The organism is Vibrio sp. 10N.222.52.C3, assembly GCF_041474195.1.
In the GTDB taxonomy this organism is placed as follows: domain Bacteria; phylum Pseudomonadota; class Gammaproteobacteria; order Enterobacterales; family Vibrionaceae; genus Vibrio; species Vibrio crassostreae_C.
In genome coordinates this window covers 1-26113 of sequence record NZ_JBFRTQ010000128.1, presented here as the reverse complement: position 1 = coordinate 26113, position 26113 = coordinate 1, and the positions used below count along the sequence as shown (strand labels likewise).

General features: G+C 43.8%; 24 protein-coding genes. 6 read left to right on the top strand and 18 right to left on the bottom strand.

The window, feature by feature from the left end; genetic code table 11:
• Nucleotides 1–169: 169 nt before the first annotated feature.
• From pntB to AB4517_RS18445, 4 genes are all read right to left on the bottom strand, one after another.
• Entirely contained in the window at nt 170–1567 is a 1398-nt protein-coding gene (gene pntB / locus AB4517_RS18460) for a Re/Si-specific NAD(P)(+) transhydrogenase subunit beta (RefSeq protein WP_017064580.1), read from the bottom strand.
• Nucleotides 1568–1577: 10 nt separating this feature from the next.
• Entirely contained in the window at nt 1578–3125 is a 1548-nt protein-coding gene (pntA, locus tag AB4517_RS18455; protein WP_136974587.1) for a Re/Si-specific NAD(P)(+) transhydrogenase subunit alpha, read from the bottom strand.
• A gap of 300 nt (nt 3126–3425) precedes the next feature.
• Nucleotides 3426–3707 carry an HlyU family transcriptional regulator gene (locus AB4517_RS18450; protein WP_004731023.1) on the bottom strand — a complete coding sequence of 94 codons (282 nt, stop codon included), beginning with the start codon at nt 3705–3707 and terminating at the stop codon, nt 3426–3428.
• Nucleotides 3708–3746: 39 nt separating this feature from the next.
• A complete protein-coding gene (locus tag AB4517_RS18445) occupies nt 3747–4115 on the bottom strand; it encodes a late competence development ComFB family protein (protein WP_017060104.1) in 369 nt (122 codons plus the stop codon).
• Nucleotides 4116–4575: 460 nt separating this feature from the next.
• Between AB4517_RS18445 and AB4517_RS18440 the strand changes: the two genes are divergently transcribed.
• Complete coding sequence (locus tag AB4517_RS18440; RefSeq protein WP_136974586.1) at nt 4576–5817, top strand: GGDEF domain-containing protein; 1242 nt, start codon at nt 4576–4578, stop codon at nt 5815–5817.
• A 144-nt stretch (nt 5818–5961) separates the two neighbouring features.
• Here the strand turns inward: AB4517_RS18440 and AB4517_RS18435 are convergent, their stop codons facing one another.
• Complete coding sequence (locus AB4517_RS18435) at nt 5962–6972, bottom strand: Solitary outer membrane autotransporter beta-barrel domain (protein ID WP_029236434.1); 1011 nt, start codon at nt 6970–6972, stop codon at nt 5962–5964.
• A gap of 78 nt (nt 6973–7050) precedes the next feature.
• Nucleotides 7051–8022 carry a diguanylate cyclase gene (locus AB4517_RS18430; RefSeq protein ID WP_372149123.1) on the bottom strand — a complete coding sequence of 324 codons (972 nt, stop codon included), beginning with the start codon at nt 8020–8022 and terminating at the stop codon, nt 7051–7053.
• A gap of 131 nt (nt 8023–8153) precedes the next feature.
• Here AB4517_RS18430 and AB4517_RS18425 point away from each other — a divergent pair, with 131 nt between their 5' ends.
• Nucleotides 8154–8591: a DUF3069 domain-containing protein gene (locus tag AB4517_RS18425; RefSeq protein ID WP_017060108.1), complete on the top strand. Its 438-nt coding sequence runs from the start codon at nt 8154–8156 to the stop codon at nt 8589–8591.
• Between the two features lie 311 nt (nt 8592–8902).
• On the opposite strand, the gene modC is transcribed toward AB4517_RS18425, so the two are convergent.
• From modC to AB4517_RS18405, 4 genes are read right to left on the bottom strand one after another with little or no spacing between them, the layout of a single operon-like run.
• Nucleotides 8903–10009 (bottom strand): molybdenum ABC transporter ATP-binding protein ModC, encoded by a 1107-nt coding sequence (gene modC, locus AB4517_RS18420; RefSeq protein ID WP_372149120.1) that lies wholly within the window; start codon nt 10007–10009, stop codon nt 8903–8905.
• Nucleotides 10006–10704 (bottom strand): molybdate ABC transporter permease subunit, encoded by a 699-nt coding sequence (gene modB, locus AB4517_RS18415; protein WP_017060110.1) that lies wholly within the window; start codon nt 10702–10704, stop codon nt 10006–10008. Before modB ends, modC begins: the two co-directional genes overlap by 4 nt.
• Nucleotides 10705–11463 (bottom strand): molybdate ABC transporter substrate-binding protein, encoded by a 759-nt coding sequence (modA, locus tag AB4517_RS18410; RefSeq protein ID WP_017060111.1) that lies wholly within the window; start codon nt 11461–11463, stop codon nt 10705–10707.
• Between the two features lie 56 nt (nt 11464–11519).
• Entirely contained in the window at nt 11520–12986 is a 1467-nt protein-coding gene (locus AB4517_RS18405) for a cobyric acid synthase (protein WP_017069093.1), read from the bottom strand.
• Nucleotides 12987–13264: 278 nt separating this feature from the next.
• Between AB4517_RS18405 and AB4517_RS18400 the strand changes: the two genes are divergently transcribed.
• The gene (locus AB4517_RS18400; RefSeq protein ID WP_048608277.1) at nt 13265–13642 is read left to right on the top strand and encodes a YgiW/YdeI family stress tolerance OB fold protein; all 378 of its coding nucleotides are present in this window, start codon (nt 13265–13267) and stop codon (nt 13640–13642) included.
• 98 nt (nt 13643–13740) lie between these two features.
• Nucleotides 13741–14265, top strand: a complete 525-nt coding sequence (locus AB4517_RS18395; RefSeq protein ID WP_372149117.1) for a hypothetical protein — start codon at nt 13741–13743, stop codon at nt 14263–14265.
• Nucleotides 14266–14446: 181 nt separating this feature from the next.
• On the opposite strand, the gene AB4517_RS18390 is transcribed toward AB4517_RS18395, so the two are convergent.
• The 4 genes from AB4517_RS18390 to AB4517_RS18375 all read right to left on the bottom strand — a co-directional run bounded on the left by AB4517_RS18390 (nt 14447) and on the right by AB4517_RS18375 (nt 19342).
• A complete protein-coding gene (locus AB4517_RS18390) occupies nt 14447–16054 on the bottom strand; it encodes an ABC-F family ATPase (protein WP_080582218.1) in 1608 nt (535 codons plus the stop codon).
• Nucleotides 16055–16377: 323 nt separating this feature from the next.
• Nucleotides 16378–17064, bottom strand: coding sequence for an ATP-dependent zinc protease (locus AB4517_RS18385; RefSeq protein WP_017069095.1), 687 nt, complete (start codon nt 17062–17064; stop codon nt 16378–16380).
• Nucleotides 17065–17075: 11 nt separating this feature from the next.
• Nucleotides 17076–18260, bottom strand: coding sequence for an amino acid aminotransferase (locus AB4517_RS18380; RefSeq protein WP_017064572.1), 1185 nt, complete (start codon nt 18258–18260; stop codon nt 17076–17078).
• Nucleotides 18261–18502: 242 nt separating this feature from the next.
• A complete protein-coding gene (locus AB4517_RS18375; RefSeq protein WP_137001489.1) occupies nt 18503–19342 on the bottom strand; it encodes an AraC family transcriptional regulator in 840 nt (279 codons plus the stop codon).
• Between the two features lie 211 nt (nt 19343–19553).
• On the opposite strand from AB4517_RS18375, the gene AB4517_RS18370 reads away from it, so the two are divergent.
• Nucleotides 19554–20939, top strand: a complete 1386-nt coding sequence (locus tag AB4517_RS18370) for an MATE family efflux transporter (protein WP_372149114.1) — start codon at nt 19554–19556, stop codon at nt 20937–20939.
• A gap of 129 nt (nt 20940–21068) precedes the next feature.
• On the opposite strand, the gene nrdG is transcribed toward AB4517_RS18370, so the two are convergent.
• Both nrdG and nrdD read right to left on the bottom strand, forming a co-directional pair.
• The gene (nrdG, locus tag AB4517_RS18365) at nt 21069–21539 is read right to left on the bottom strand and encodes an anaerobic ribonucleoside-triphosphate reductase-activating protein (protein ID WP_017069098.1); all 471 of its coding nucleotides are present in this window, start codon (nt 21537–21539) and stop codon (nt 21069–21071) included.
• A gap of 155 nt (nt 21540–21694) precedes the next feature.
• Nucleotides 21695–23815, bottom strand: a complete 2121-nt coding sequence (gene nrdD, locus AB4517_RS18360) for an anaerobic ribonucleoside-triphosphate reductase (RefSeq protein WP_137001491.1) — start codon at nt 23813–23815, stop codon at nt 21695–21697.
• Nucleotides 23816–24118: 303 nt separating this feature from the next.
• Between nrdD and AB4517_RS18355 the strand changes: the two genes are divergently transcribed.
• Nucleotides 24119–24994, top strand: a complete 876-nt coding sequence (locus tag AB4517_RS18355; protein ID WP_017064569.1) for an endonuclease/exonuclease/phosphatase family protein — start codon at nt 24119–24121, stop codon at nt 24992–24994.
• Nucleotides 24995–25157: 163 nt separating this feature from the next.
• On the opposite strand, the gene AB4517_RS18350 is transcribed toward AB4517_RS18355, so the two are convergent.
• Nucleotides 25158–25589: a YeeE/YedE family protein gene (locus tag AB4517_RS18350; protein WP_016787649.1), complete on the bottom strand. Its 432-nt coding sequence runs from the start codon at nt 25587–25589 to the stop codon at nt 25158–25160.
• A complete protein-coding gene (locus AB4517_RS18345; RefSeq protein ID WP_010429747.1) occupies nt 25589–26050 on the bottom strand; it encodes a YeeE/YedE family protein in 462 nt (153 codons plus the stop codon). Before AB4517_RS18345 ends, AB4517_RS18350 begins: the two co-directional genes overlap by 1 nt.
• Nucleotides 26051–26113 lie beyond the last annotated feature (63 nt).

Sequence of the window (26113 nt, the reverse complement as noted above, 5' to 3'; positions counted from 1 at the left end):
GTACTAGTAGGCTAATTGGCAAGCCAAACCTCAATTGCGACAAGTTTTGCATCAGGCTTCGTCAACTTCGTATCAACTGAGATCACACATAGAGTCGCTTTCGTAAGATAAAAAAAGGAGCTCAAATGAGCTCCTTATCGAGTTGTTACATATTGTTTAGAGGTGATCTCTATAGATGTTCTAAGATACTTAGACAACTCTTTTTAGCATCGCCAAACAGCATCTGCGTGTTCTCTTTGAAGAACAGTGGGTTTTGCACACCGGCGTAACCTGTGTTCATCGAACGCTTGAATACGATAACATTCTGAGCGTTCCAAACTTCAAGTACTGGCATACCAGCAATTGGGCTGTTTGGATCTTCAAGTGCTGCAGGGTTTACGGTGTCATTCGCACCAATTACCAATACAGTATCTGTCTCATCGAAGTCATCGTTGATTTCGTCCATTTCTAGAACGATATCGTAAGGCACTTTCGCTTCAGCAAGCAGTACGTTCATGTGACCCGGTAACCTACCAGCAACTGGGTGGATACCAAATCGAACATTAATGCCCTGCGCTCGTAGCTTCTCAGTGATTTCATGCACTGGGTATTGTGCTTGAGCTACTGCCATGCCGTATCCAGGAGTGATGATTACTGACTTAGAGTTTTTCAGCATATCAGCCACATCTTCAGCTGATGTTTCGCGGTGTTCACCTTGCTCTTCATCGCCATCAGACACAACCACTTCTTGGCCGAATCCACCAGCAATAACGCTGATGAAAGAGCGGTTCATCGCCTTACACATAATGTAAGACAGAATCGCACCCGACGAACCAACCAATGCACCAGTTACGATAAGCAGATCGTTTGCAAGCATGAAACCTGCCGCTGCTGCTGCCCAACCAGAGTACGAGTTCAGCATAGAGACAACTACTGGCATATCTGCACCGCCAATCGATGCCACTAGGTGGTAACCGAATGCGAATGCGATAAGTGTCATCACCATTAGTGCGAACATGCTGCCGTCTGCTTTAACGAACATGATCATCAGCAGTGTAGAAACTACGATAGCCGCTAGATTCCACTTGTGCTTATGAGGGATGTTCAATGCAGACGAAGAGATAACGCCACGAAGCTTACCAAACGCAACAATAGAACCCGTGAACGTCACCGCACCGATAAACACGCCAAGGAACACTTCCACTAGATGGATAACGTGCTCTGCATGAATATCTGCAGGGTTGATAGAAACAGCAGCAGGTGGATCGATGTAGCTGTTGTAACCTACAAGTACTGCAGCCATACCTACGAAGCTGTGCAGAATTGCAACCAGCTCTGGCATTTCAGTCATTTCTACTTTTCTTGCGTAGTGGATACCAATACCACCACCGATCACCATAGCAATGATGATCCACACAATACCAGCAGAGTGAGGGCCAAAGATCGTTGCGATCAACGCGATTGCCATACCCGTGATACCGTAATAGTTACCTGCACGCGCAGATTCCTGTTTCGATAACCCAGCCAAGCTCATAATAAAAAATACAGCAGCAACAATATAAGCTGCTTGTACTAATCCTTCAGACATCTGTTACTCCTTAGTCTTTACGGAACATTTCAAGCATACGTTTGGTCACGGTAAAGCCACCAAAGATATTGATACTTGCAATTAATACGGCAATAAATGATAAGAACGTGACGACGCCACTTCCTTGTCCGATCTGTAACAGTGCACCTACTACAATGATGCCTGAAATCGCGTTAGTCACGGACATCAAAGGCGTATGCAGAGAATGGCTTACATTCCAAACTACGTAATAACCCACCACACAAGCGAGAACAAAAACGGTAAAGTGAGATAAGAACGCAGCTGGAGCAACCGAAGCTACCCAAGCGAATGCACCAACAGCTACCGCCATACCCGCCACTTTCTTAATTGGAGAAACAGGTTCTTCAACTTTAGGCTCTGGTTTGGCCGCTTTTGGCTTAGCTTGTTGTGGTTGAGCTGAAACTTGAATTGGTGGAGCTGGCCAAGTGACCTCGCCCTCTTTAACCACAGTAACACCACGCAGAACAACATCTTCAAAGTCGATTTTGATGTTGCCATCTTTCTCTTTGCAAAGCAGTTTCAGAAGGTTAACTAGGTTCGTTGCATACAGTTGAGATGATTGAGTCGGCAGTCGACCAACCATATCAGTGTAACCAACCACCTTCACACCATTAGCCGTTGTAATGACTTGATCCGCAACCGTGTATTCACAGTTACCGCCATTGGCCGCCGCAAGGTCTACAATCACACTACCTGCACTCATGCTGTCTACCATCTCTTTGGTAATCAGCTTCGGAGCCGGGCGACCTGGAATCAGCGCCGTTGTAATGATGATATCAACGTCTTTTGCTTGAGCTGCATAAAGCTCTTCCGCTTTCTTATTGAATGCTTCAGACATCTCTTTTGCGTAGCCGTCACCAGCACTGGTATCTTCCTTGAAATCCACTTCCAAGAATTCAGCACCCATCGACTCAACTTGTTCTTTAACTTCAGGACGAACATCGAATGAACGAACGATTGCACCTAAGCTACCCGCAGCGCCGATTGCCGCTAGGCCAGCAACACCAGCACCTGCAACCAGTACTTTTGCTGGCGGAACTTTACCCGCAGCCGTAATCTGACCCGTGAAGAATCGACCAAACTCATGCGCCGCTTCAACAACAGCACGATAACCCGCGATGTTTGCCATAGAACTCAATGCATCTAACGCCTGAGCTCTTGAAATTCGTGGTACAGAATCCATCGCCATCACGTTGATGTTACGACTGGACAATTGTTCCATTAACTCTGGATTTTGAGCAGGCCAAATAAAGCTGACCAATGTTGCGCCATCTTTAAGAAGATCGATTTCATTTTTAGACTCGTCAACGATCGGAGCGTTAACTTTAAAGATAATATCGGATTTCCAAGCTTCATCTGCGGTGACAACTTTTGCTCCAGCTTGTTCATAAGCTGCATCTTCAAAACTTGCTAACGCACCTGCTTGTGATTCAACACAAACTTCAAATCCTAATTTTAGAAGCTGTTCTACCGATTTCGGCGAAGCAGCGACTCGCGTTTCACCAGCGAGCGTTTCTCTTGGTACACCAATTTGCATAGCTATTCCTTGACTATTGGCACGAATGACTTATTCGTTTGTATCTAACGACAACTAATACTTCAAGCGTTTTGTTCAAAGAACAGGAAAAGTTATTACTTATAACGATTTGGATGGAGTTTGAGCGCTTCATTTGGATAAATGACGACCGTCTCGAACGAAGAGGTCAGACCACTTGCAAATAATCCTTTTAATAACAACCTACTAGCTGTTCTTTGTCCCTAAAACTAAAAAGAGCTTTCAGCATATACACTGAAAGCTCACTAAATTATGACCAACATCAATTCTAACCCTAATTGGTTAGCTAAATATATTGTCGCCCATTTGGTCGATGAACATCTGCGATTTTTTGAGCATCAATTCATCGGCATCTTGTTTGTTTGAAACAACATCTGAACGAATAAAACGGTGAGTTTTGATTTCACCATCGAATTCTTTCTCGATTCGCCCAGCAACACGGTATTGACCAGATTCTGCAATGGCATCTTGATAGATATTGAAACCCTTATATTCGACTGGCTCAATCTCTACTTTTTGTTCGGTTTTTTCTTTGCCACCAAATAATCTAGAAAAGAATCCCACGTTTTTTACTCCTTAAATGACCGTATTCACCCTAAACTATCATGACTGTTTACGGTTCAACAACGGCTTTTCATACCATTGCAATTCTACGTCATCGTCAAAATTGTGTTGACTAAATATAACAGGCACATTGTCGTCACGTTCGCGTCTTCGATCGTCAATAATCATACTTTCTGCATTTTTGACCGCGATCTCACTATTGCGTTTATAGAGCACCAATTTGTCTTCTGGCAATGCTGACAGAAAATCGATATCAAAACGAATATAGATAGGTTTTAGCTGACCTAAAGCCAAGCACGCGAGATCGGCCAGCTGTTCGTTGGTATAACTAGACACATATTCCTCGGTAGCCAATACATGACCGACCAGAGTTTCCATATAGTTATGTACATCAACACTAATTTGCATACCACACCTCCATTTGTAGCGGTTTTTCTAGTCGCAGTCGTTTCTAAAGTTACTTGAAACCATGCAATTCCTAATAGCTTTCTATAACTCAGTTATAGGTTTTACTGTCCATAGTTAAATCTAAGGCGTTATTTAATCCTACTCTGACTTCATTACAGATCTTACGTCGTTCAATGATAACTGATCATCAAGCCCTTTAAGTGACAGCGCCAACGTAAGAGCAGCAGAGCAGATTTTGTTAAGTATCTATAACGACTAATTAATTTCTCATATATACTGTGTAGTTCGTTCTATGGTTAATAGCAACTCAAATACATATAAAAATGATTGCAGCATTAGCGACCTATAACTATGTTTTTGCTCTAATTTAGGCAAAAAGCTTGGCAATCGCTTGTTTAACCGTATCCTACGCATAGTATTAAATAATAAGATCATCAATATAGTTAGGCTCACCACATAAATGGCATCATCTTTTGTAACGTCGAGCATGTTTCGATTTTGCTTCCCTTTAGTCCTGTTAACAATTTTGCTCGTTGGTATGGACAACGTCATTCTCGTGACGGACTCAAATTTAGGGTTTGCTAGCAACCTCCCTTACATTTTATTGAGCGTTGCGGTTCTGCTATGCCATACGTTCAGACAAGGTCGAATGGCGATGGTATCGGTGACCATGCTTGTCGCTTATCTGATCATCCAAGTTCGCTTACAAACGCCTCTCAATACTGGCACAACGCTATTAGAGCTCTCGTTACTTGCGGCATTAGTACCTGTCACTTGCTTACTTGTTTATGCCTTCCCTGATAACGGCGTAAACTCAAAGTCGATGCTGCTCTACGCCATCGTTCTTGTTCTGTTTATGGTGTGGGCACAATTGATCGTCTCTCACTTCCATGCCGGCGGTTTTGAATCATGGAGTGAAGGTCTTTTGTTTATTGTCAGAGACTTCTCCAAACTGCCTTTTGTTTTGGTGTTGTATAGCCTTTGCTTACTTGGCCTTACTGCCATTCTCGTGTTGGTGTATAACCGCTCTATCGATGTTGTGGTTTATAGCGCTATCCTGCTTTCTTCTTGCACGTTCATCTTCTTCGACGTTCAGTACATCTCGAGCACCATGTTCTCGTTGTCAGGCACGTTGATCATCGTCTATGTGATGTCTGCTAGTCATGATATGGCCTTTAACGACCAACTGACTAACATTCCCGGTCGACACGCCTTAGAAGTCGATATGAAGCACTTGGGGCGTAAGTATTCGATGGCGATGGTCGATATCGATCACTTTAAGCAATTCAACGACACCTACGGCCATGACATTGGCGACGATGTGTTAAAACTGGTGGCGCGTATTCTGAGGGAAACCACAGGCGGCGCTAAAGCTTATCGCTATGGTGGAGAAGAGTTCACGATTATCTTCAAAGGAAAACATTCGGAACAAGTTAAAGAGCACCTTCAAGCTCTGATTTCCGAGGTTCAAAACTACGACATGACGATTCGTAATAGTCATGAACGCCCCGACGATCATGAAGTGGGTATGAAAAAGCGTGGCAAGAAAGGCAAACCATCGGAAGTGGTGAATGTGACGGTGAGTATTGGATTGTCTGATAGTACAACCACCAGACATCCTGAAGAGGTGTTGAAGCTTGCTGACCAAGCGCTGTATAAAGCGAAAGAAACCGGTCGAAACAAACTGTGTATTGACCGTTAACAATAGTTGATAGCGAAAGATATTGAGTGCTAGAGATCTAAATAGCTTAAGCCATTAATAGCGATCTGCTTCAATAACTATCACTTCCAAGTTCAACGAGCCTCATTGATTTGAGGCCGTATAGCTCAACTGGAAAAAGAGAGCTTAATCTTGGTTGAAGAAGATAACCAAGCTGCCACCTTTTAAACTACTTCCGTAGTTAATCGTAAAACCTATTCCCACATTATCGACCCACTCATTAAACAGGTTTGGGTTAAGCAACCAGCCAACACTGCCCTCGTAGTAAGATGTGGTGCCCATAGAGGCCACAGTGTCACCACCAATATCAATTCGTCTTATACTCGAGTACATCGATGTGATGTTCTTATCCCAACGTACGAGATCATAGAAAACCTTGGCTTCATTGGCAATATACCACCCTTCTGGGTGGCCGACATTGCCATTGTTCGCCTCGCCCCAGCCGATGCCATTAAAGTAATGCCAACTGGTACTCAATTTATACTTTCCCCAGTCATTCTTATCTTCGTACATCAGCTTGATTTTAGGCTCGATAATGTACGCCCAAGCATCAGTATTGAGATATACGCCATCCAGTTGGTCTTGAATAGGCTTTAGCAACGAAGCGCGATATTCATAATCATTGCGGTAGTAAGAGATGTGGTTACCGATTGCAGAACTGAAGCTCCAATATTCGTCTAACTGGGACACATTCGCAAATTCCACGTAGCCAGACACTACCGACTCTTTTTGAAAATCGTTTCTATTTACTGCCGCGTACTCGACATCGTTCTCGATCCGCAATGCAGACAAGCGCAGCGTCACCTCTTGATGGTTATCTTCAATGTAACTGGGTAGTTCAAATGTGTAAGGCAAACTCAGGGAGGTGATGTTTTGGCGACGACTTACCGAATCATTCGAACCGATGTCTTCATTGTCCAAACTAAACACTTTATTGGGGTCAAAGTTATTGATACCAAAAGTGAAAACATCGGTGTCGTTGAGCAATACACTGGTGGCAAAGCTCTGCTCTAGATCCTTTCGAAAAAGATCAGATAGCGTATTGGCATTAACAGTGGTCGCCAAAGCGGTAAAAAATAGAGGAACCGCAAGCGTCCAAGATGTGTTAGTCATAGAAAATGACTTCGAATGTGGCATTTCTTTTATCACTTAAAGCACTTCCTAGCTCAAACGCTATTAGAAGTATAAATTCAAATATCTAAAAGAGCTCGCCAACTAACGCGCAAGCTCCAAAATGTTACGTTGTACAAAGGTATTTCTACCACTTTGCTTCGCTTGATAAAGCGCTTGATCGACCTTTTCGTAAATAGACGCAATAGATTCGCCACCTTCTGGCACAAATGACAACACACCTTGTGACGCTGTCACTCTATCCGATACCGTTGAGTGTTCATGAGCGTAGTTCATCTCATGCAATGCCTCTTTAACTCGAGTCGCGTGTACCTTAGCGCCTTCACTGTCTGTATCGCTAAGAATCAGAACAAACTCTTCACCGCCATAACGACCTACAAATTCTCCCGCACGAACAAACAGCTGTTTCAAGGTATTAGCAAGCCCTTGTAAGCACTTATCCCCTTGAATATGACCATAATTATCGTTGTAAGGCTTAAAGAAGTCTACATCTAGAAGTATGACTGTCATGGATATATTACGTCTTCCGTGCCACGCTATGCTCTCTTCAAGCTTAGTATCCATATATCGACGGTTATACAATTTGGTCAGGCCATCTTCGTTGGCTTGTTGCTGCAGAAGGATGTTCAGTTCTTCGAGTTTGGCTGTGCTCTGTTTTAATTCTCGTCGCATTTGCGCGATACGTTGCATCGCAATCAGCTTAGAATTCAAAACAACCTTGTTTACTGGCTTGATCAGGTAATCATCGCCACCAGCGTCAATCGCTTTTGCGATCATCTCAGGTTCTTCGTGACCACTAAGAAAGATGATGGGAACCCATTCTGGGAATCGGCTTCGAACCTCATTCGCCACTTCAAAACCATCCATATCAGGCATGCTGATATCAAGTAACACGAGTTCAGGATCAAAATCAGAATAAACACTCAGGGCTTCTTTTCCGCTACCGACAGCTTCTACAATATGACCCAGTTGCTTGAGTCGGATAGCAAGTTGCATCCTGTCTAGTTGAACGTCATCAACCAGCAATATGCGCATTGAAGATCCCTTTTCTATCATCACATCACCTTTATCTAGTGTTGAATATTCAAAGTAGCTCAAATTTGGGCTTAAATCATGCCCTAATCTCTATATTATATTGACTTTTTTACAGATCTTTTTAGCATTGTTTCTTTTTAAAGAGAAATACTATGTCAGACGCTACAAACAACGAACAACAAGAAATCGATTTAACCACCATCTCACCAGAACTTCGTCAAGTTATCGAATTTGATGGCGTACCAAAAGAGATGCACTTTATGGTTACTTCTATTCACGAAGTGTCTGAAGAAGCAGTACGCGAAGCTTGGGATAGTCTTCCAGCAAGCGCACAAAATGTTTTAGACAACTTCGAGCAGTTCCACGCTCTAATCTCAGTTAGCCAAGCTTTCGCTGGTGTTAACGTGATGGAAGAGTTCCCTACTCTTAAACTTCCAGAAGACATGTCTGACGAAGAAAAAGAAGAGTACCGTGCTCAACTGCTAGACCAAGTTCTACACAACTGTGTAAAAGACATGGTTAAACAAATCAAGAAAGCTCGTCGTGATGCAATCTTGAAACGTGATTTCAAAGAAGTTTTTACTAAGTAAGTCGCTAGTCGCCTAAACTAGGCTAAGCGCTAACAGTACTACTTAGAATTAAGCCGCATGTTTCTTTAAACACGCGGCTTTTTTATATCCGCTATTTTCTGTTCGTCGATCGTTACGTCTGTATGTTCTTGTTGCTAATGTTCATATGATTCGACAAATCATATGCTTTAACACTCATATAGTGTGGCGCAAAACTGGCAGTTATACCGTATAAAAATGACGCATGTATCCATTCATGGAATCAAGACCGAATTTTCAGAACCTATAACAGGCAGTATCGCGGCAATATCGAAAAACTGACCTTGTCAGGTTTAATGCGTTACCGCGATATCTCTTTGAGCGACACTCACACCTTTAATTTGAGCGTAAACACGCTGCCCGATTTCTAGATTTAACTCATCCAGCGCCCACAATGTAATGGTTGCCCATAGGTAGCACCCAGACTCTAACTCTAGCTCGACCTGGACACTCTGCTTATTTGTGCCTTGTTGGTGCGTCTCTACGCTTTTAATGGTGACAGGAAGGATGTTACGTATAGAAGTCCCTTTCGGCCGTTCTAGCGTGATAGAGACATCATTTGCCCTAACTTGCAGCCTCACTGTCGTACCAAGCTCACTCGATACTTTCTGAACCCATAACGACGTCGACTTTCCTAGCATCAGGCGAGACAGCGCATAATCGTCATTGTGTTCCGCTAATGTCGCTTCAAACAACGAGCTTTGCTCTGAGAAAGATTGCCAAGGTTGCATGGCTCTCGATGCCCAAACCTCTTCCGTCACACCCGACGAAATCACTTTGCCTTGGTCAATAATCACAAGGTGATTTGCCAAGCGTAAAATTTCATTGAGGCTATGGGTGACATAGATGATCGGTATTTGGACGGTTTCGGATAAGTTTTCCAGAAATGGCATCACTTCGCGCTTAAGAGGCAAGTCGAGAGACGCTAAAGGCTCATCCATCAACAAAATGCTCGGCTTTGATAACAAAGCGCGGCCAATCGCCACACGTTGCTTCTCACCGCCAGACAAACGAGCTGGGTATCGGTCAAGCAATGAACCCAAAGACAACAGCGAGACTATTTGCTCAAAGTGCGCTTGATCGACGCTTTTCATACCGTATTTAAGGTTCGCTGCCACCTTCATATGTGGAAACAATCGCGACTCTTGGAACACATAACCGACGTTGCGTTTGTGAGTCGGCAAATTAATGCCATTTTCACTATCGAACAGTGTGGTTCCAGATACGCTGATCAGACCTTTATCGGGCTGTTTAAGGCCACTGATTGCATTGATAAGTGAGGTTTTACCCGCGCCAGAACGACCAAAAATTGCCGTAATGCCGCTACTTGGTAATTCCAAGTCGATATCAAAGAACGTTTCACCAAGTTGTTGTTGATATTGGAGGATCAAAGCACTCATGCATTGCCTCCCAAGCGTTGTGCTGACTTTTTGTTGAGCCACTCAGATAGCATCAATGAACCCAGCGCTATCACAATAGAAATGACACACAAACGCGCGGCTTCCATTTCAGCGCCAGGGGTTTCAATAAAGGTATACATAGCCAAAGGAATGGTTTGAGTTTCACCGGGAATATTTGAAACGAAGCTGATGGTCGCGCCAAACTCCCCTAGGCTTCTTGCGAATGAAAGCATGGTGCCGGTAATGACCCCTGGGATCATCAAGGGTAAAGTGATCGTGAAAAACACACGAAGAGGTGAAGCGCCTAATGTAGCAGCCGCCTCTTCAAGCTTACTGTCTACGGTTTCTAGGCTCAATCTAATAGAGCGAACCATCAGCGGCAACGCCACAACCACACAAGCGAGTGCCGCGCCCTTCCAGCTAAAGCTGAATACAATACCAAACACGTCATTGAGCCACGAACCTATGATACCTTGCCTGCCCATCATCACTAGCAGTAAATAGCCAATAACCACAGGTGGAAGTACCAAAGGTAAATGGACAATACTCTCAACAATGCTCTTACCTACAAATTGTTTCTTAGCAAGTAGCCATGCTAAGCCAATACCGATAGGGATAAGCCATAAGATTGCAAACCCAGCGACTTTTAAGCTCAGCATTAAGGCTTGGTATTCGTATTCCGATAAATACATCATTTAACGCACTTCAAATCCAAAACTGTTCAAGGTGTCTTTCGCTTTTTCGCTCTTTAGGAAAGTATAGAACTCTTCTGCCACAACTTTATCACTCAACTTCGCTACAGGGTAACGTATTGGTGTGTGCAGATCTGATGGGAAGGTCGACACTAGGTTTACTTCTTTAGAAAGCAACGCATCCGTTTTGTAGACAATGCCAAGCTTAGCTTCACTGCGCTCGACTAAGGCTAAGGCCATACGAACATTGTTACTTGGTGCCAATCGAGTTTTCACATCGTCCCATACACCTAACGTTTCTAACGCTTCTTTTGCATAGATACCAGCAGGAACCGACATGGTGTTACCCACTGCAAGCCTTTCATTAGTAAGCAGTTTAGCCCATTGTTCACCTTTTGATAGGTCTAACGTTACCGATGTCTCTTTAGGAGCAATCAGCACCAGTTCGTTTTCACATAGGTTTGTGACATTGTCACTATAAACCAATTTACGATCGACTAAATGCGTCATCCATTTCTCATTTGCCGAGATAAAAATGTCTGCTGGTGCTCCTCTTTCGATTTGTCGCACCAAAGACGACGTACTCGCGTACACAGGAATCACATCGACAGAATGGTCTTTCTCAAACTCTTCAACCAACAGATTAACCGCATTGGTCATCGACGATGCAGCGTAAACTCGTAGCTTTTCCGCAGCAAAAAGATGACTAGAACTCAATGCCGAAGTTAAAGCCATGGTTAAAAGGAAGACTCGCTTTTTCATTGTTATCACTTATCTATTGTTCGTTTAAGTTCTTTAGCTAACTTCTAAATGGCGGCTTAAGCTGTTAACTCTGGCCAAAGCAGATCAAGATTTAAGTACTCTTCGATGGCATCAGCGATTCGATTAATACCCAGCTCTTTAAGCTGTTCGTGGTCAATCGCGGTCACATCGTTGGCTCCTGCCCATTCGCAAATAAGCGACAACGCATCACTGTTGTCGAATACGCCATGCAAGTAAGTACCAAAAATCGAGTTATCTTGATTCACAGCGCCATCTAGGCTGCCAGATTCTAACTGAACCGGTAAGGCTGTTTCTTTGACATCAGTCCTACCTACGTGGATTTCATACCCTTTTACTTGTGCTGTTTTTCCATCCAGCGTCATGGTGCCGCGTACGTTGGTTAAGGTTTTCTGCTGTGTAAGGGTCGTTTCAGTATCCAGATACCCTAACCCTTCGCTGCTGCCGGGTTCCCCTTCAACGCCATCAGGATCGTGGATGATGTTACCTAACATTTGGTAGCCACCGCAGATACCCATCACTTTGCCGCCTAAGCGCAGGTGGCGTTGAATATCTTTATCCCAGCCTTGTTCTTTTAGGTAATCCAAATCTGCTCTTACCGACTTTGTACCCGGCAAGATAATTAAATCAGCATTGTTTACACGTTCGCCTTTACCGACATAACGTAAATCAATCGAAGGATTCAATCTTAACGCGTCAAAGTCTGTATGGTTGCTGATTCGGGTTAGCACTGGCACCGCCACCTTAAGCTTAGCTTCTCCGTAAGACTCTTGAGCAGAGGTAATGGCATCTTCCGCTTCTAAGTTAAAACCATGCAGATATGGCAAAACACCAATGACTGGCTTGCCGGTTTTTTCCTCTAGCCAATCTAGGCCAGATTGAAGCAGTGCGATATCGCCTCTAAAACGATTTATCACAAAGCCTTTTACACGAGCTTGTTCAGATTCAGACAATAGAGCTAATGTCCCGTAGAGATGCGCAAAAACGCCACCACGGTCAATATCAGCAACGATGATCACAGGGATGTCCGCTTTCTCAGCAAATCCCATGTTAGCGATATCATTTTCACGAAGATTGATTTCGGCTGGGCTCCCCGCACCTTCAATCATCACGCTTTCATATTCTTCAGAAAGTCGGTCAAACGAATCGATAACTGTATCCATCGCCACTTTCTTGTAATCATGATAACCCGTCGCTTCCATGTTGCTCAGCGCTCGGCCTTGCAAAATCACTTGCGCGCCGGTATCTGAGTTGGGCTTTAGCAATACAGGGTTCATGTGAACGGTTGGCTCTATATTACAAGCTTGCGCCTGAACCGCTTGAGCACGGCCAATTTCGCCACCATCTTTTGTCACAGCACTGTTCAACGCCATGTTTTGTGGCTTAAAAGGTGCCACTTTGATTCCTTTCCTTGCCAAAACACGGCATAAACCTGCCACCAAAACACTTTTTCCGGCATCTGACGTTGTCCCTTGAACCATAAGGGCACTTAATGGTGCTCGCATTTGTACTTAAATCCTTAATTTCTTAATTTTCAATTTATAGCTGTGGGCAATATTTCTCTGCGACCATCTTAACGTCATTGCCGAGTAGATGCTCAATAAAATGAATGGAAAATGAATGTGTTACTCACTCTGGATTCAACCCCAGTGTTGTTTAATAGCTCCATCGAAACGAAGCTTGTGAACGATAACAGGCGCTTCAACAAAAAACGTACTAACGAAAAGAAACGTTTCAAATTCAGAAAAACGTTTCTACTAAAAACAACATTAAGGGATTCACCATGAAAAAAACTGTATTAGCTATCGCATCTACTATTATCCTTGCTCCTACTTTCGCAATGGCTAGTGACCACAACAGCAACAAGCACGAAAGCGCTATTGCTTATACTGGCCCAATTGAAACCGTTTCTGTTGCGACACTACTTGCCGACACAAGCATGTTCGCAGAGCAAGAAGCAATTGTGGATGGCAAGATCGTTCGTCAACTTAAGAATGACACGTTTGTCTTCTCTGATGGCCAGAGTGAAATTCAAATCGAACTTGATGATGATATCCGCCTAGCACAACCACTGACCGCTGATACAAAAGTTCGTATCTTCGGTGAATATGAAGGTGGTAAGACACCTGAAATCGAAGTGGACCACATCCAGGTTCTATAAGCGATTAATATAAAAATACCGACTTCAAATAATTGGCCTGCATATTGCAGGCTTTTTTGTATTATACTGCCGCAAAATACAATTTATATGGAGTCACCATGCTAAGTTGCACGAATAAGACTGTCCTTTTAGGACTCGCTGCACTGTGTTCATTCTCTGCGTCTGCAAACAACTTTAACTACAACACATTCGAGCTGCGCATGGGAGCAAGTCCGAGCACTTTTGGTGGAGAAATAACCACTCTATTCACGCAAAATGCGCACTTTATTGGGCGTGCGGATAGTGGTTTTGAAAACGATTGGGATATTGCTGCAGGTGTAGGTTTTAACGGCCCTGTTAGTCAATTTGCTGATATTTATGGCCAAATGTTATTGCATAATATAGAACGTCATGACGAAAATAATATCAAAACTGAAGTTAACCTAGGAATCAAAGCCTGGATCGTTGCTAACGTTGAAGTCAATGCTCGATTTGGCCAACTGATTGATACCGATAACAGTAAATCTATCGTTGGTTTTGGTGCTCGTTTTCACTCAACAGATCAACTGTCTGTTGGTGTAGATCTGCGTAATAACGGCACTTACGGCCACCAAATCTTAATGTCGGCTCGATTCGGATTCTAATCTAGATTTCGTATCTAGGTTTCGTATCTAGGTTTTATTGATAAGCTTAGGTTTAGTTACTGAGTAATAAATAGCTAAACATATTACATAGAAAAGCCCCGAACATATTAATGTTCGGGGCTTTTTTGTTTGTTAGTTTCGCTGGCTTTTAGTCGTTCACGACCTGAGCCAGCGACTTGCTTTATAAGCTAACCATCAGCATCTTTTTCTGGTGATCTAAGTACTCTTCATAAGTACCTTGGAAGCTCACTAGCTGTTGATCTTTTACATCGATGATGTGTGTTGCTAACGAAGAAACGAACTCTCGGTCATGGCTTACGAAGATAAGCGTGCCAGTGTAAACCTTCAACGCGTCGTTCAGGGCTTGGATTGCTTCCATGTCCATGTGGTTGGTTGGTTCGTCCATTACAAGCACGTTGATGTCTTGCATCATTAGCTTGCCGAATAACAGACGGTTCTTCTCACCACCAGAACAGTTACGCGCTTTTTTGTTCGCATCGTCAGCAGTAAACAATAGGCGACCTAGAATGCCACGTACCATAAGGTCATCGTGCTTCACTGTGCGCCATTGTGAGATCCAATCGAAGATGCTCAGGTCGTTATCAAAGTCAGACGTACTATCTTGTGGGCAGTAGCCTACAGATGCGTTTTCAGACCATTTTACGATACCTTCGTTTTGCTCTAGCTCTTGAACTAGGCAACGTAGCAGCGTGGTTTTACCTACACCGTTCTCACCGATAACCGCAAGACGAGTACCCGCTTCAAGCAGCAAGTTACCACCGGCAAACAATGTTTCGCCATCGAAGCCGTGACCAAGGTCTTGAAGTTCAAGCGCTTGACGGTGTAGTTTCTTACCTTCGCCAAAATCAATAGATGGGCTCATACGGCTCGATGATTTCACTTCATCAAGCGTGATCTTATCCATTTTCTTGGCACGAGAGCTGGCTTGTTTTGCTTTAGATGCGTTAGCACCAAAACGGTTTACGAAATCTTGAAGCTCGCTGATTTCAGCCGCTTTCTTAGCGTTGCTTGCTAAAAGCTGTTCACGAATCAAGCCAGATGCTTCTAGGAAGTACTCGTAGTTACCAGGGTAGACACGTAGCTCACCGTAGTCGATGTCTGCCATGTGTGTACACACAGAGTTCAGGAAGTGTCTATCGTGCGAAATGATGATCATTGTACATTTACGCTGGTTTAGCTCTTCAGCAAGCCAGTTGATCGTGTGAATGTCCAAGTTGTTGGTTGGTTCATCAAGAAGCAGGATATCTGGGTTTGCAAACAGAGCTTGTGCCAATAGCACACGCAGTTTCCAACCTGGAGCTACTTGCTGCATCAAGCCGAAATGGAACTCTTCTTCAATACCCGCTTGAATTAGGATGTCGCCAGCACGGCTTTCTGCTGTGTAGCCATCCATTTCCGCGAATTCACTTTCAAGTTCTGCGACTTTCATGCCGTCGTCTTCGCTCATTTCTGGCAAAGAGTAAATGCGGTCACGTTCTTGTTTTACTTCCCAAAGTTTTCTGTCGCCCATGATCACAACGTCGATAACGCTGTACTGTTCGAAAGCGAACTGATCTTGGCTTAGCACACCCAGTTTTTCTCCTGGAGTGATAGAAACGTTGCCCGAGCTTGGCGTTAATGCGCCACTTAGGATTTTCATGAACGTTGATTTGCCGCAACCATTAGCGCCGATCAAACCATAACGGTTGCCGTTACCAAATTTAGCAGAGATGTTTTCAAACAGCGGCTCTGCGCCAAATTGCATTGTGATGTTCGCGGTAGATATCAAAGAACTAATTCCTAAGCGTGTACTGACAGATAATTATTAGGCTATTTCAAGAACCTAAATAAGAAGTACGAAAGTATGGATTAAACAAAAATCGAAGCGCGGATTATATAGAGATCTCGATCACGTTGTCGAGGCTAAACAGTAAACGAATAGTAAACATAGACCATTTAGATGCTTTTCATACGTTATGGGGTGTAAATAAAAAAATCCCCACCAGCAGAACTGGTAGGGATTTCATTTATCAACACTAAAAGTCTTTTAAGCTCGTCACCTTTGAAACTATAGCTCTTCAAACGAAAAGCTTTGATGACGAGCAGAACTTGTTATTTAGTAATTTTCTTCTGAACGTATTTTTTGCTCACGTCGACAACCGCAACATCTCTAAAGAAGCTTCTACCCAACAGAAGTGGGAAAGAAAGATGCGTTCGGTCGGCTAGCGTAAATTCAGTTTTGTCTTTTAGATCGCCAATTTGAATCGAAGCTACAACCACAGCGCGTCGTTGTGTGCCTTCTGCGCTTGATTGCTTGATCTTAACCCAGCGTTCTACTGGTAAGCTGATCTCTTCAGTTGTAATTCCGTCGTGTTCAATCTTGAACTTAACCCAGTCTTTGCCGTCACGTTCAAAATCAACAATATCAACTGCACTGATTGAAGAGGTTGTTGCACCGGTATCGACACGTGCTTTAAACGCTTCTTTTAAACCAGGAACAAACACCCACTCTTCTTCACCAAGAATCAGTTTGCCGTCACTTGTTTTTCTAACCTTCTCTACTGGTTTTTCAACAGGTGCAGGTTTTACTTCCGGCTCAGTTGGTTTTACTTCTTCAGGCTTCTCAGTAGGTTCCGTTACTTTCTCGCCTTCTGTTGCGTCAGTTTTTGAAGAGTCATCCACAACAGGTTGTTCGATTTGAGGCTTTTGCTCTGGCTCAACAGGAGCTTGAGTTGTAGCCGAACAAGCAAACAGGCCACCACTTAGCATTAAAACTACAATCGCTTTCCAATTATACATTCAGTCACCTTCTATTTTGAAACGTTTGCTATCGCTTTTGCTACATAAGGAATATGAGATTCGGAAAGGCCTGCGATATTGATGCGTCCATCACCAACACCATAGACTCCATATTCTTCACGTAATTGATTCATTTGAGTTTCTTTAAAGCCTAGTACACTAAACATGCCTTTATGGCTTTCAATGAAGTCAAATTGTGACGTGTTATAAGTATTTCGCAATTCATCACATAAACTTTGGCGCAGATTTAACAAACGTTGCTGCATTTCACTCAATTCTTGCTTCCAAATCGAGGTTAGCTCTTGATTCTGAAGAATTGTTTTAACCAAAGCTGCACCATGATCTGGCGGCATTGTGTAAGTTGAACGAGCAAGCGTTAGAAGCTTACCTTTAGCATTGCCAACGTGTTCGCTGTTTTTGCCAATCACGATAGCGGCACCCGTTCTTTCACGGTATAAACCGAAGTTCTTCGAGCAAGATGTCGTAATCAACATCTCTTCGACGTTGTTAGCCATGTGTTGAAGACCTTTTGCGTCTTCTTCTAAGCCATCACCAAAGCCTTGGTAAGCAATATCAACGAACGGCAAGAAGCCATTTTTCTGCGATAGTTTGGTAATTTCCTGCCACGCCTCAAAGTCGATATCCGCACCCGTTGGGTTATGACAGCAACCGTGCAGTAGTACCACGTCTGATGGACCCGCTTTTGAAAGATCATCCAACATTCTTGCAGTATCAACTTGCTTCGTTTCAGGACTGAAGTAATTGTAATATCGAACTTTTAAGCCTGCCGCTTCCATCACCGGTTTGTGGTTAACGTAGCTTGGGTTTGAAATCCAAACCGTGGTGTCTGGTTGAGAAACTTTCATTAAGTCACCCAACATGCGAAGTGCACCACTTGCACCCGGTGTTTGAATCGCAGCTACGCGATCCATTGCAGAAGTCCCTTTAAGCAGCAGATCAACCATGCTCTGGTTAAACTCTTCACAGCCTGCTAGGCCAACGTAAGCTTTGGTTTTCTGAGTCTCAACAACGATATCTTGAGCCTTAGAAACGGCTTTCATGATCGGAGTTTCGCCTTGGTCGTTTTTGTAAACGCCAATGCCTAAATCGACTTTATCAGTACGAGTATCGCCGCGGTAAGCAACAGAAAGAGATAGAATTGGATCTAAAGTTGGTTTTGGTAGATGTGAAAACATGAAAGTCACAACCCTTTGAAATTCAAGTAATGGATTTCACGTTAACATTTTCGTACTAAAATCAGAAACATTTTTTAATAGAAGCGCTTAGTTACCATAAGTAATCAGAGATTGGTCGTTTCAAACGGATAAATAGTGCAAATTTCAAACACCTAATGACCCATTGCACAATTCAAATTGCTTTATTTCTATGCGTCTTATGTTCCTATATTCTTATGTTTGCACGTGCTCTATTAAGATTACTACTGGGCACTCTGTTTGAATTGTCTTGGTGTCATTCCTGACCAAGCCTTAAACCGAGTGCTAAAGTTAGCGGCATTGGGATATCCAACTATCTCGCCAATGTGTTGAATCGACCAATCACTCGACCTGAGCAGCCTTGCAGCGTATTCCATTCTCATACGCATAATATGAGTCATCGGGCTATGAGAGTAATAACGTTGGCACAAACGATGGAAGTGCGGCTCTGAACAAGGAAATAGGTTTGCTAGCTCATGCACATTCCACTCTTTATGAAGCTGCTTTTGAACACTGTCGAACACACGTCTCAAGCGAATCAAATTTCGAGACTGTTGCTGCGGGACTGGTGCATTAATCATGAACTCTATTTGGGCTACGCTGTGAATGGCAATCGCTCCGCCTAAATCAATGGGCAAGGCAATACTTCTCAGCAAGGTATGAATACAAGACGAGACGACTTCGGCTGCAGGAGAGAGCGTATAACTCACTTCATCATTGACGACATTATCCCAATGCTTATCAGGCGATAGAAAGATCCACGCTATCTGCCATGTTTCTTCTTCAATCCCAAAGCCATTCTCAACGCCTGCAGGCACAGTAATGCACGACCCCGGCTCTAGAATATAGCGACACGCCCCACTTTCTAACCACCCTTTGCCCCTAACCGTGTAAAGCAGCATGTGTTTCTGTGGATTCTTCCGATGGACAGAAAAGAAATCTCGGCACGACGCCGTCCCACACTGAACGATACCCAATTCTTCGAATGCCAATACATGGCTTTGATCGACAAACTCTTGGTGTGTCTGATCAGAGATCTCGTACCGTTCGTGTTTCTCACTCATTTCACTGGTCGCTCATTAGGTTTGTCTGCAATTAAATCGCCACATTAGTCATTCGATAGTTTTGAAATAGATGATTTTGAAAACAGGTCGTTTTGACAAATAGGAAGCTTTTGAAAATAGATAGTTTGGCAAAAGTTTGTGATGAACCTGAACAATACAGCCAAAACAAATACCGATAAACTTCTCGCATATTAACCACAGGGGAAATGCGATGCGCTCGACATATCGTCATCTAGACAAAGATTTTTGGCAAAAGCTTTTACACATCGGTTTGCCTGTATCGCTACAAACCATGTTGTTTTCATTACTCGGCGTGGTCGATATTTTTATGGTTAACCAACTGGGTGACTCTGCAACTGCGGCGGTTGGTGTGGGTAACCGCATATTTTTCTTCAACTTGATCATGGTATCCGGGATTAGCGGCGCTGTCAGTGTGCTAGCTTCGCAATATTTCGGTGCGGGAGATTTCAACGGAATTAGACGCACATTAGCACAGTCATGGGCATTGTCTGTCTTTACCATCATCCCCTTTGTGTTGATTTATACATTGGCTCCTGAATCAGTCGTGTCTGTGGTGGCCTCAGACCCTGATTACGTCCGCTTGGCAACGGATTACCTTTGGATAACAGGAGCCAGCCTTTTTGGTACCGCGATCGTAGTGCCCTTAGAAAGCGCACTGCGATCGGTCGGCGAAGCCAAGCTACCCACCAAGATCAGTATTTGGGCAATCATCGTTAATGCGATTCTCAATGCATTGCTGATCTTTGGTTTGTTTGGATTTCCAGAACTGGGCGTAGTTGGTGCGGCTATTGGCACCACGGTGTCTCGATTCTTTCAGACGATAGCGCTGCTTATCATGGCGAAAAAACACTACGCGCATCTATTCCCGACATTAAGTAATTGGCGAGAAGCGATATTACCGAAGCATAGAAAGAAGTACTTCACGATAGCAATACCTATGTTGGTTCATGACACAGCATGGGCGGGCGGGATTCTTATTTATAACGTGATAGTTGGGCAAATGGGTGTTGGAGAGCTTGCGATCATTTCGCTGTTATCGCCAGTAGAAAGTATCTTGATCTCGGCGTTCATGGGGTTTGCGGTCGCCGCTTCGATCATTCTAGGCAACGAGATCGGCGCGAAGAACTATCAACGTGTTGAGAACACCGCATGGGGTTATGTATTGGTCAGCTGTGGGCTTGCGGCTATATTAGCCTTGGTGTGTTGGTTTGCTAAACCCGCGATCGTATACATGATCGGCCTTACTCACTTAGAGCTCAAAGAGACAGCCGTTAACGTCACCTTAGTCATGGCACTCGGCATGATACTAAGAGTCTTCAATATGGTTGGTATTGGTGGCGTGCTGAAAAGTGGTGGAGACATCAACTACAGTATCTTCATCGACCTGTTTGGCCAATGGGCAATCGGTATTCCCCTTGCTTACTTTACTGCGCTGGTGTTGGGTTGGCCGCTAGAATGGGTGTTGATGATTGTGTTACTGGAGGAGTTAGCGAAGATCGCTTTAACTAGCCAGCGAATTCACTCTAAGAAATGGATCAACAATCTAATCGACGAGCCTGAGCACATTCCTATATAAACAGGCGATAAACTGACACTGACGTGCAGGCGATAGATTCAAAGAACTCACACCCAAGGGCTGATTTGTAGCATTGCGCTAACGATGAAGCCCTTTTTCGTTTACGAGTGTGCAAAGTCACGACAGCAGTTATATATCAGTAAATCGATGGATGATTTGGTTTGAACTACCACGCCAATCCAACATTGGATCCGCTTTATCTTGCTCAAAACGACCATCAATCAAAGTATCAACATATTCAAGTACTTGCCTCTGCTTTTCGTCGAGTTCGTCGAGCTCGTAGCCCGTCCACATCCAGATGTCTTTGCCTTCACATTCTGCTTTTACACGCTGAACAAGCTTAAGCACTTCAGACACGTTTGCAGGATGCAAAGGATCACCACCAGAAAGCGACAAGCCACGACGCTTAATTCGCGGATCATTGAGATCAGCGATAATGTGGTCTTGCAGTTCTTGAGTAAACAAATGCCCAGAGTCCAACCTTTGCGTCGATTGGTTATAACACCCGCGACACTGGTGTACACAACCCGACACAAACAAAGTGCAGCGTGTTCCAGGGCCATTTACAACGTCGATTGGGTGATATTGGTGATAATTCATAAGGCAGTATTGAAAACTCGTGATTACTTAATAGTTTGAGAAGATGTGTTGTAAAAGCTGAAACGAAAGAATTGGTATCGACATAACGCCGATACCAATCATATTTCTTGAAACGTAGCTCTTCTAAATAAGCTAGCTAATAATCTTAGAGCTTACTAAAGATGCTTCACTCGGCGTTTAACTTCTTCTTGCTTACCGAAGTTAAATGGTCGTGCATCTGGGCTACCAAGGTAACCACAAACACGGCGTGTTACCGATACTTTGGTTGAGTCGTGGTTGCCACACTTAGGACACGTAAAGCCCTTACTAGTACAGTCAAATTCACCGTTGTAACCACATTCGTAGCACTCATCAATCGGCGTATTTGTACCGTAGTAAGGAACACGTGTGTAGCTGTAGTCCCATACGTTTTCTAGTGCTTCGATGTTCTTCTGCATGTTCGGGAATTCGCCGTAACAGATGAAACCACCACTAGAGATTTCAGGATAAGGCATCTCAAAATCGATCTTGTCGTATGGGTTCACTTTCTTCTGCACGTCTAAGTGAAAGCTGTTGGTGTAATAACCACGGTCTGTTACGCCATCAATCACACCAAACTCTTTGGTGTCGATGCTGCAGAAACGACTACATAGGTTTTCACTTGGTGTGCCGTATAGGCTGAATGCATAACCTGTCTCTTTGGTCCAAGATTCTACTTCACGCTTCATGTACTCCACTAGCTCAAGCGCTTTAGCACGCGTTTCGCCATCGTCGTACAGGTGAACGTCAGTACCGTAAAGCGCAGTCATTGCTTCGTGGATACCAATGTAACCAAGAGAAACAGAAGCACGGCCGTTCTTAAAGATATCAGCGATAGAGTCGTCTGCTTTCAAGCGAACGCCACATGCACCTTCCATGTATAGGATTGGAGCAACACGTGCTTTCACGTTTTCTAGACGAGAAATACGAGTTTCTAATGCACGACGAGCCAGCTTGAGTTTATCATCAAGCAGTTCGTAGAACTTAGCCATATCTTGTTTTGCGTTAATCGCAATACGTGGCAAGTTCAAGCTAACAACACCTAAGTTGTTACGGCCTTCGTGAATCAACTCACCATTTTCTTCATAAGTATTCAAGAAGCTACGACAACCCATAGGAGTTTTAAATGACCCTGTCACTTCTACTACTTTGTCGTAGTTAAGAATGTCTGGGTACATACGCTTAGACGCACACTCTAGCGCTAATTGCTTGATGTCGTAGTTTGGATCTTGCTTCTGGTGGTTCAAACCATCTTTGATCGCAAATACCAGTTTAGGGAACACGGCTGTTTTACGGTTCTTACCCAAACCTGCAATGCGGTTTTTCAAGATTGATTGCTGAATCAATTTCGAGCCCCAGCTTTCACCTAAACCAAAACCAAACGTCACGAATGGTGTTTGACCATTAGCGGTGTGCAGCGTGTTTACTTCGTACTCCAGAGATTGGAACGCGTCGTAACACTCTTTCTCTGTGCGAGAGATAGCAAAAGCTTCTGGGCTATGAATGTCCCACTCTTTCGCTAGCGATAAGTGCTTCTCGTAGCTCGCCATAACGTAAGGTTCAAGAACCTCATCGATGCGGTTAATCGTTGTGCCGCCGTAGATGTGACTCGCCACTTGCGCGATGATCTGCGCGGTTACCGCTGTCGCCGTAGAAATAGACTTAGGTGTGTCGATTTCCGCGTTACCCATCTTGAAGCCATGCGTTAACATGCCTTTCAGATCGATAAGCATGCAGTTAAACATTGGGAAGAACGGTGCGTAGTCTAGATCGTGGTAGTGAATATCACCACATTCGTGAGCATGTACGATATCACGTGGCAAAATGTGAGTTTTCGCATAGTGTTTAGCCACGATACCCGCCAGCAGGTCACGCTGAGTTGGGATTACTTTGCCATCTTTGTTCGCGTTTTCATTGATTAGATCAACGTTGCTTTCTTCGATCAAACCTTCGATCTCACGAGTTAAAGCGCTTTGCTTCTCACGGGCGATGTCGCGGTCATGACGATATTCAATGTAGGCACGAGCCAGAGACTTGTATGGTCCCTGCATTAGCTCGTTCTCGACCATGGTTTGAATTTCAGAGATATGAACTTCATCGTAGTCTTCGAGCTTCAACTCAACTGCTAATGCCACATTCAGTGCATAAATAGCAATTTCCTTATCGGCTTTGTCTGATGCTGCTTCCACTGCAGCTTGGATGCGATCTCTACTGAATGGAGCTCTTGAGCCATCACGCTTGATTACGATTGATTTCACCACTTCTCCTTACTCTTGAGGTATTCACAGACTTATCCACAAACACACTATATAGAGCGATTTATCGTTTAACTAACACTAGATATTGTGGCGTATTTAACGAGAACCACCAACTTTGAGTATTGATTTGGATCAATAAAAAGAGAACGCTGACTAAGATCAATTCAATATTATTACGCTAGTTCTCAAGTCGAAAAGAAACAATGTAACAATAAAAAAACTCCTAAAAAGAGTTGAATTTTTGGTAAGTGTTGTAGGATAACGGCTCATCAATATTGGCAGACAAAATTAGGGATATTTGGCATGAAACGACTTCAAAACTGGATAATGTTAGGCTGCTTACTCAGTAGCCAGACATTTGCTGAACCTTTGACCATATCCAGTTGGAATATCGAATGGTTATCAACCAACGAGGCTGTGAATAAGTTTTCTGACAAACGTGATCAAGCTGATTTCGACAAACTCGCAACTTATTTTCAATCCTTAGACGCAGACGTGGTTGCGTTTCAAGAAGTCGATAACGTAAATGCCATTCAGCGTGTGGCTGGTGATCAATACAAGATATTGATGTCTGACCGGGCGCTATCTAAGAACAGCAACCGCCAATTTAAAGAAGTGAACCAATACACGGGATTTGCAGTTCGTAAAGGAGTAGCCCTCACCGACTACGCTGACTTTCCGCTTGAAACCACATCCAACAGTAAACTTAGGTTTGCCAGCTATATCGTTGTAGAAACAAACTTTAAACCCATTCACATGTTGTCTGTGCATTTAAAGGCAGGTTGTAGCGGAGCGTATAAGTCCAACCGCGATTGCTCTCGTTTAAAAGAGCAAGCTCAGCAACTGAACAAGTGGATAAAGCAAAGAGAGCGCAATAACGAAGACTACGCCATTCTTGGCGACTTTAACCATAACCTCGCTTACTCACGAGATTGGATGTGGAAAGAGTTATCACAATATACTGATGCGCAGTTAGCGACACGAAAGACCCGTGCAGATTGTAAGGTACGCTCTAACCGCAACAATTATCGCACACATCAGTTCCGCTCTGTTATTGATCATATTGTGGTGAGTGAGTCGCTAAATGCTTCTCCTGCAAAGCAGAAGGTATTTGAAACACAAGATGTTCTGGACTACAAACTCAGCGACCACTGTCCAGTTTCAACGACTATTAAATAGTAGATTTTAGATAACAACAGATTGTAGATAACTGAAAATAATAGAAACAGTAAATATAGAAAGAGGCTGACTGACTTTCGTGCTGAAAGCGAGTCAACCTCTATGCTTGGTCAGCTCAGAACGGATAACGTCAAAGCCAATGTAATCAGCTATAAGCTTGCTACTAACACGTTTTGTTCATACGATCCGCCAGCCACATTCCCACCAGCATGCTTATCATAAACACCCACACCGTCGGGTTGCCGCCACTTAGGCTGGTTACCGCAGGGCCTGGGCAAAAGCCTGCAATCCCCCAGCCTAAGCCAAACGCTGTAGATCCAAGAATCAGCTTTCTGTCTATCAACGGATTGTTACGGCTATCTAACGGCTCGCCATTGATGGCTTTAGCGCGCTTTTTAATGACCAGATGATAAAACGGTGCAAAGACCAATAGCGCGCCACCCATGACGAATGCCAAACTAATGTCCCAGTTACCGGTAATGTCTAAGAAGCCGAGTACCTTCTCAGGATCAACCATCCCTGAGATGATCATGCCAGAGCCAAAAAGAATACCTGCGACCAAACCGATAACGATAGTAAATGAAGCGTTTTTCATTATGCCCCCAAGCCAGTCAGATTCTTGATAAACACGGTTACGATTGCCACACCCATAAATACACAGGTCGCAACAATAGAACGTTTAGATAAACGCGCCATTCCGACAATGCCATGCCCGCTAGTACAACCGTTCGCTGTTTTAGTACCAAAGCCCACCAGAAGGCCAGCAATAATCACTAAAGCGAGATTCATCTCTTCTAACTGCGGAAGTTGGTAGCCCGTCGGAATTAATAGCCAACCACTTGCGACCATTCCCACAACAAAGGCGATACGCCAGTGTTTTTCGGTGTTTGCTGTATCCGCATCTTTACGTTCTTTGTTGCTGGTGCCAGTTGGCAATAATCGGCTGACAATGCCACTAATGCCAGCAACTCGACCAATCCCCAACATTAAAACAATGGCCGACACGCCTAACAACATGCCGCCGAAAAAAGCATCCCAAGGAATCAAACTAAGCACAAACCTCTCCTATCCACAAACATCATAAACTCATAACAACCTATAAATTAGAGTTTACTAATA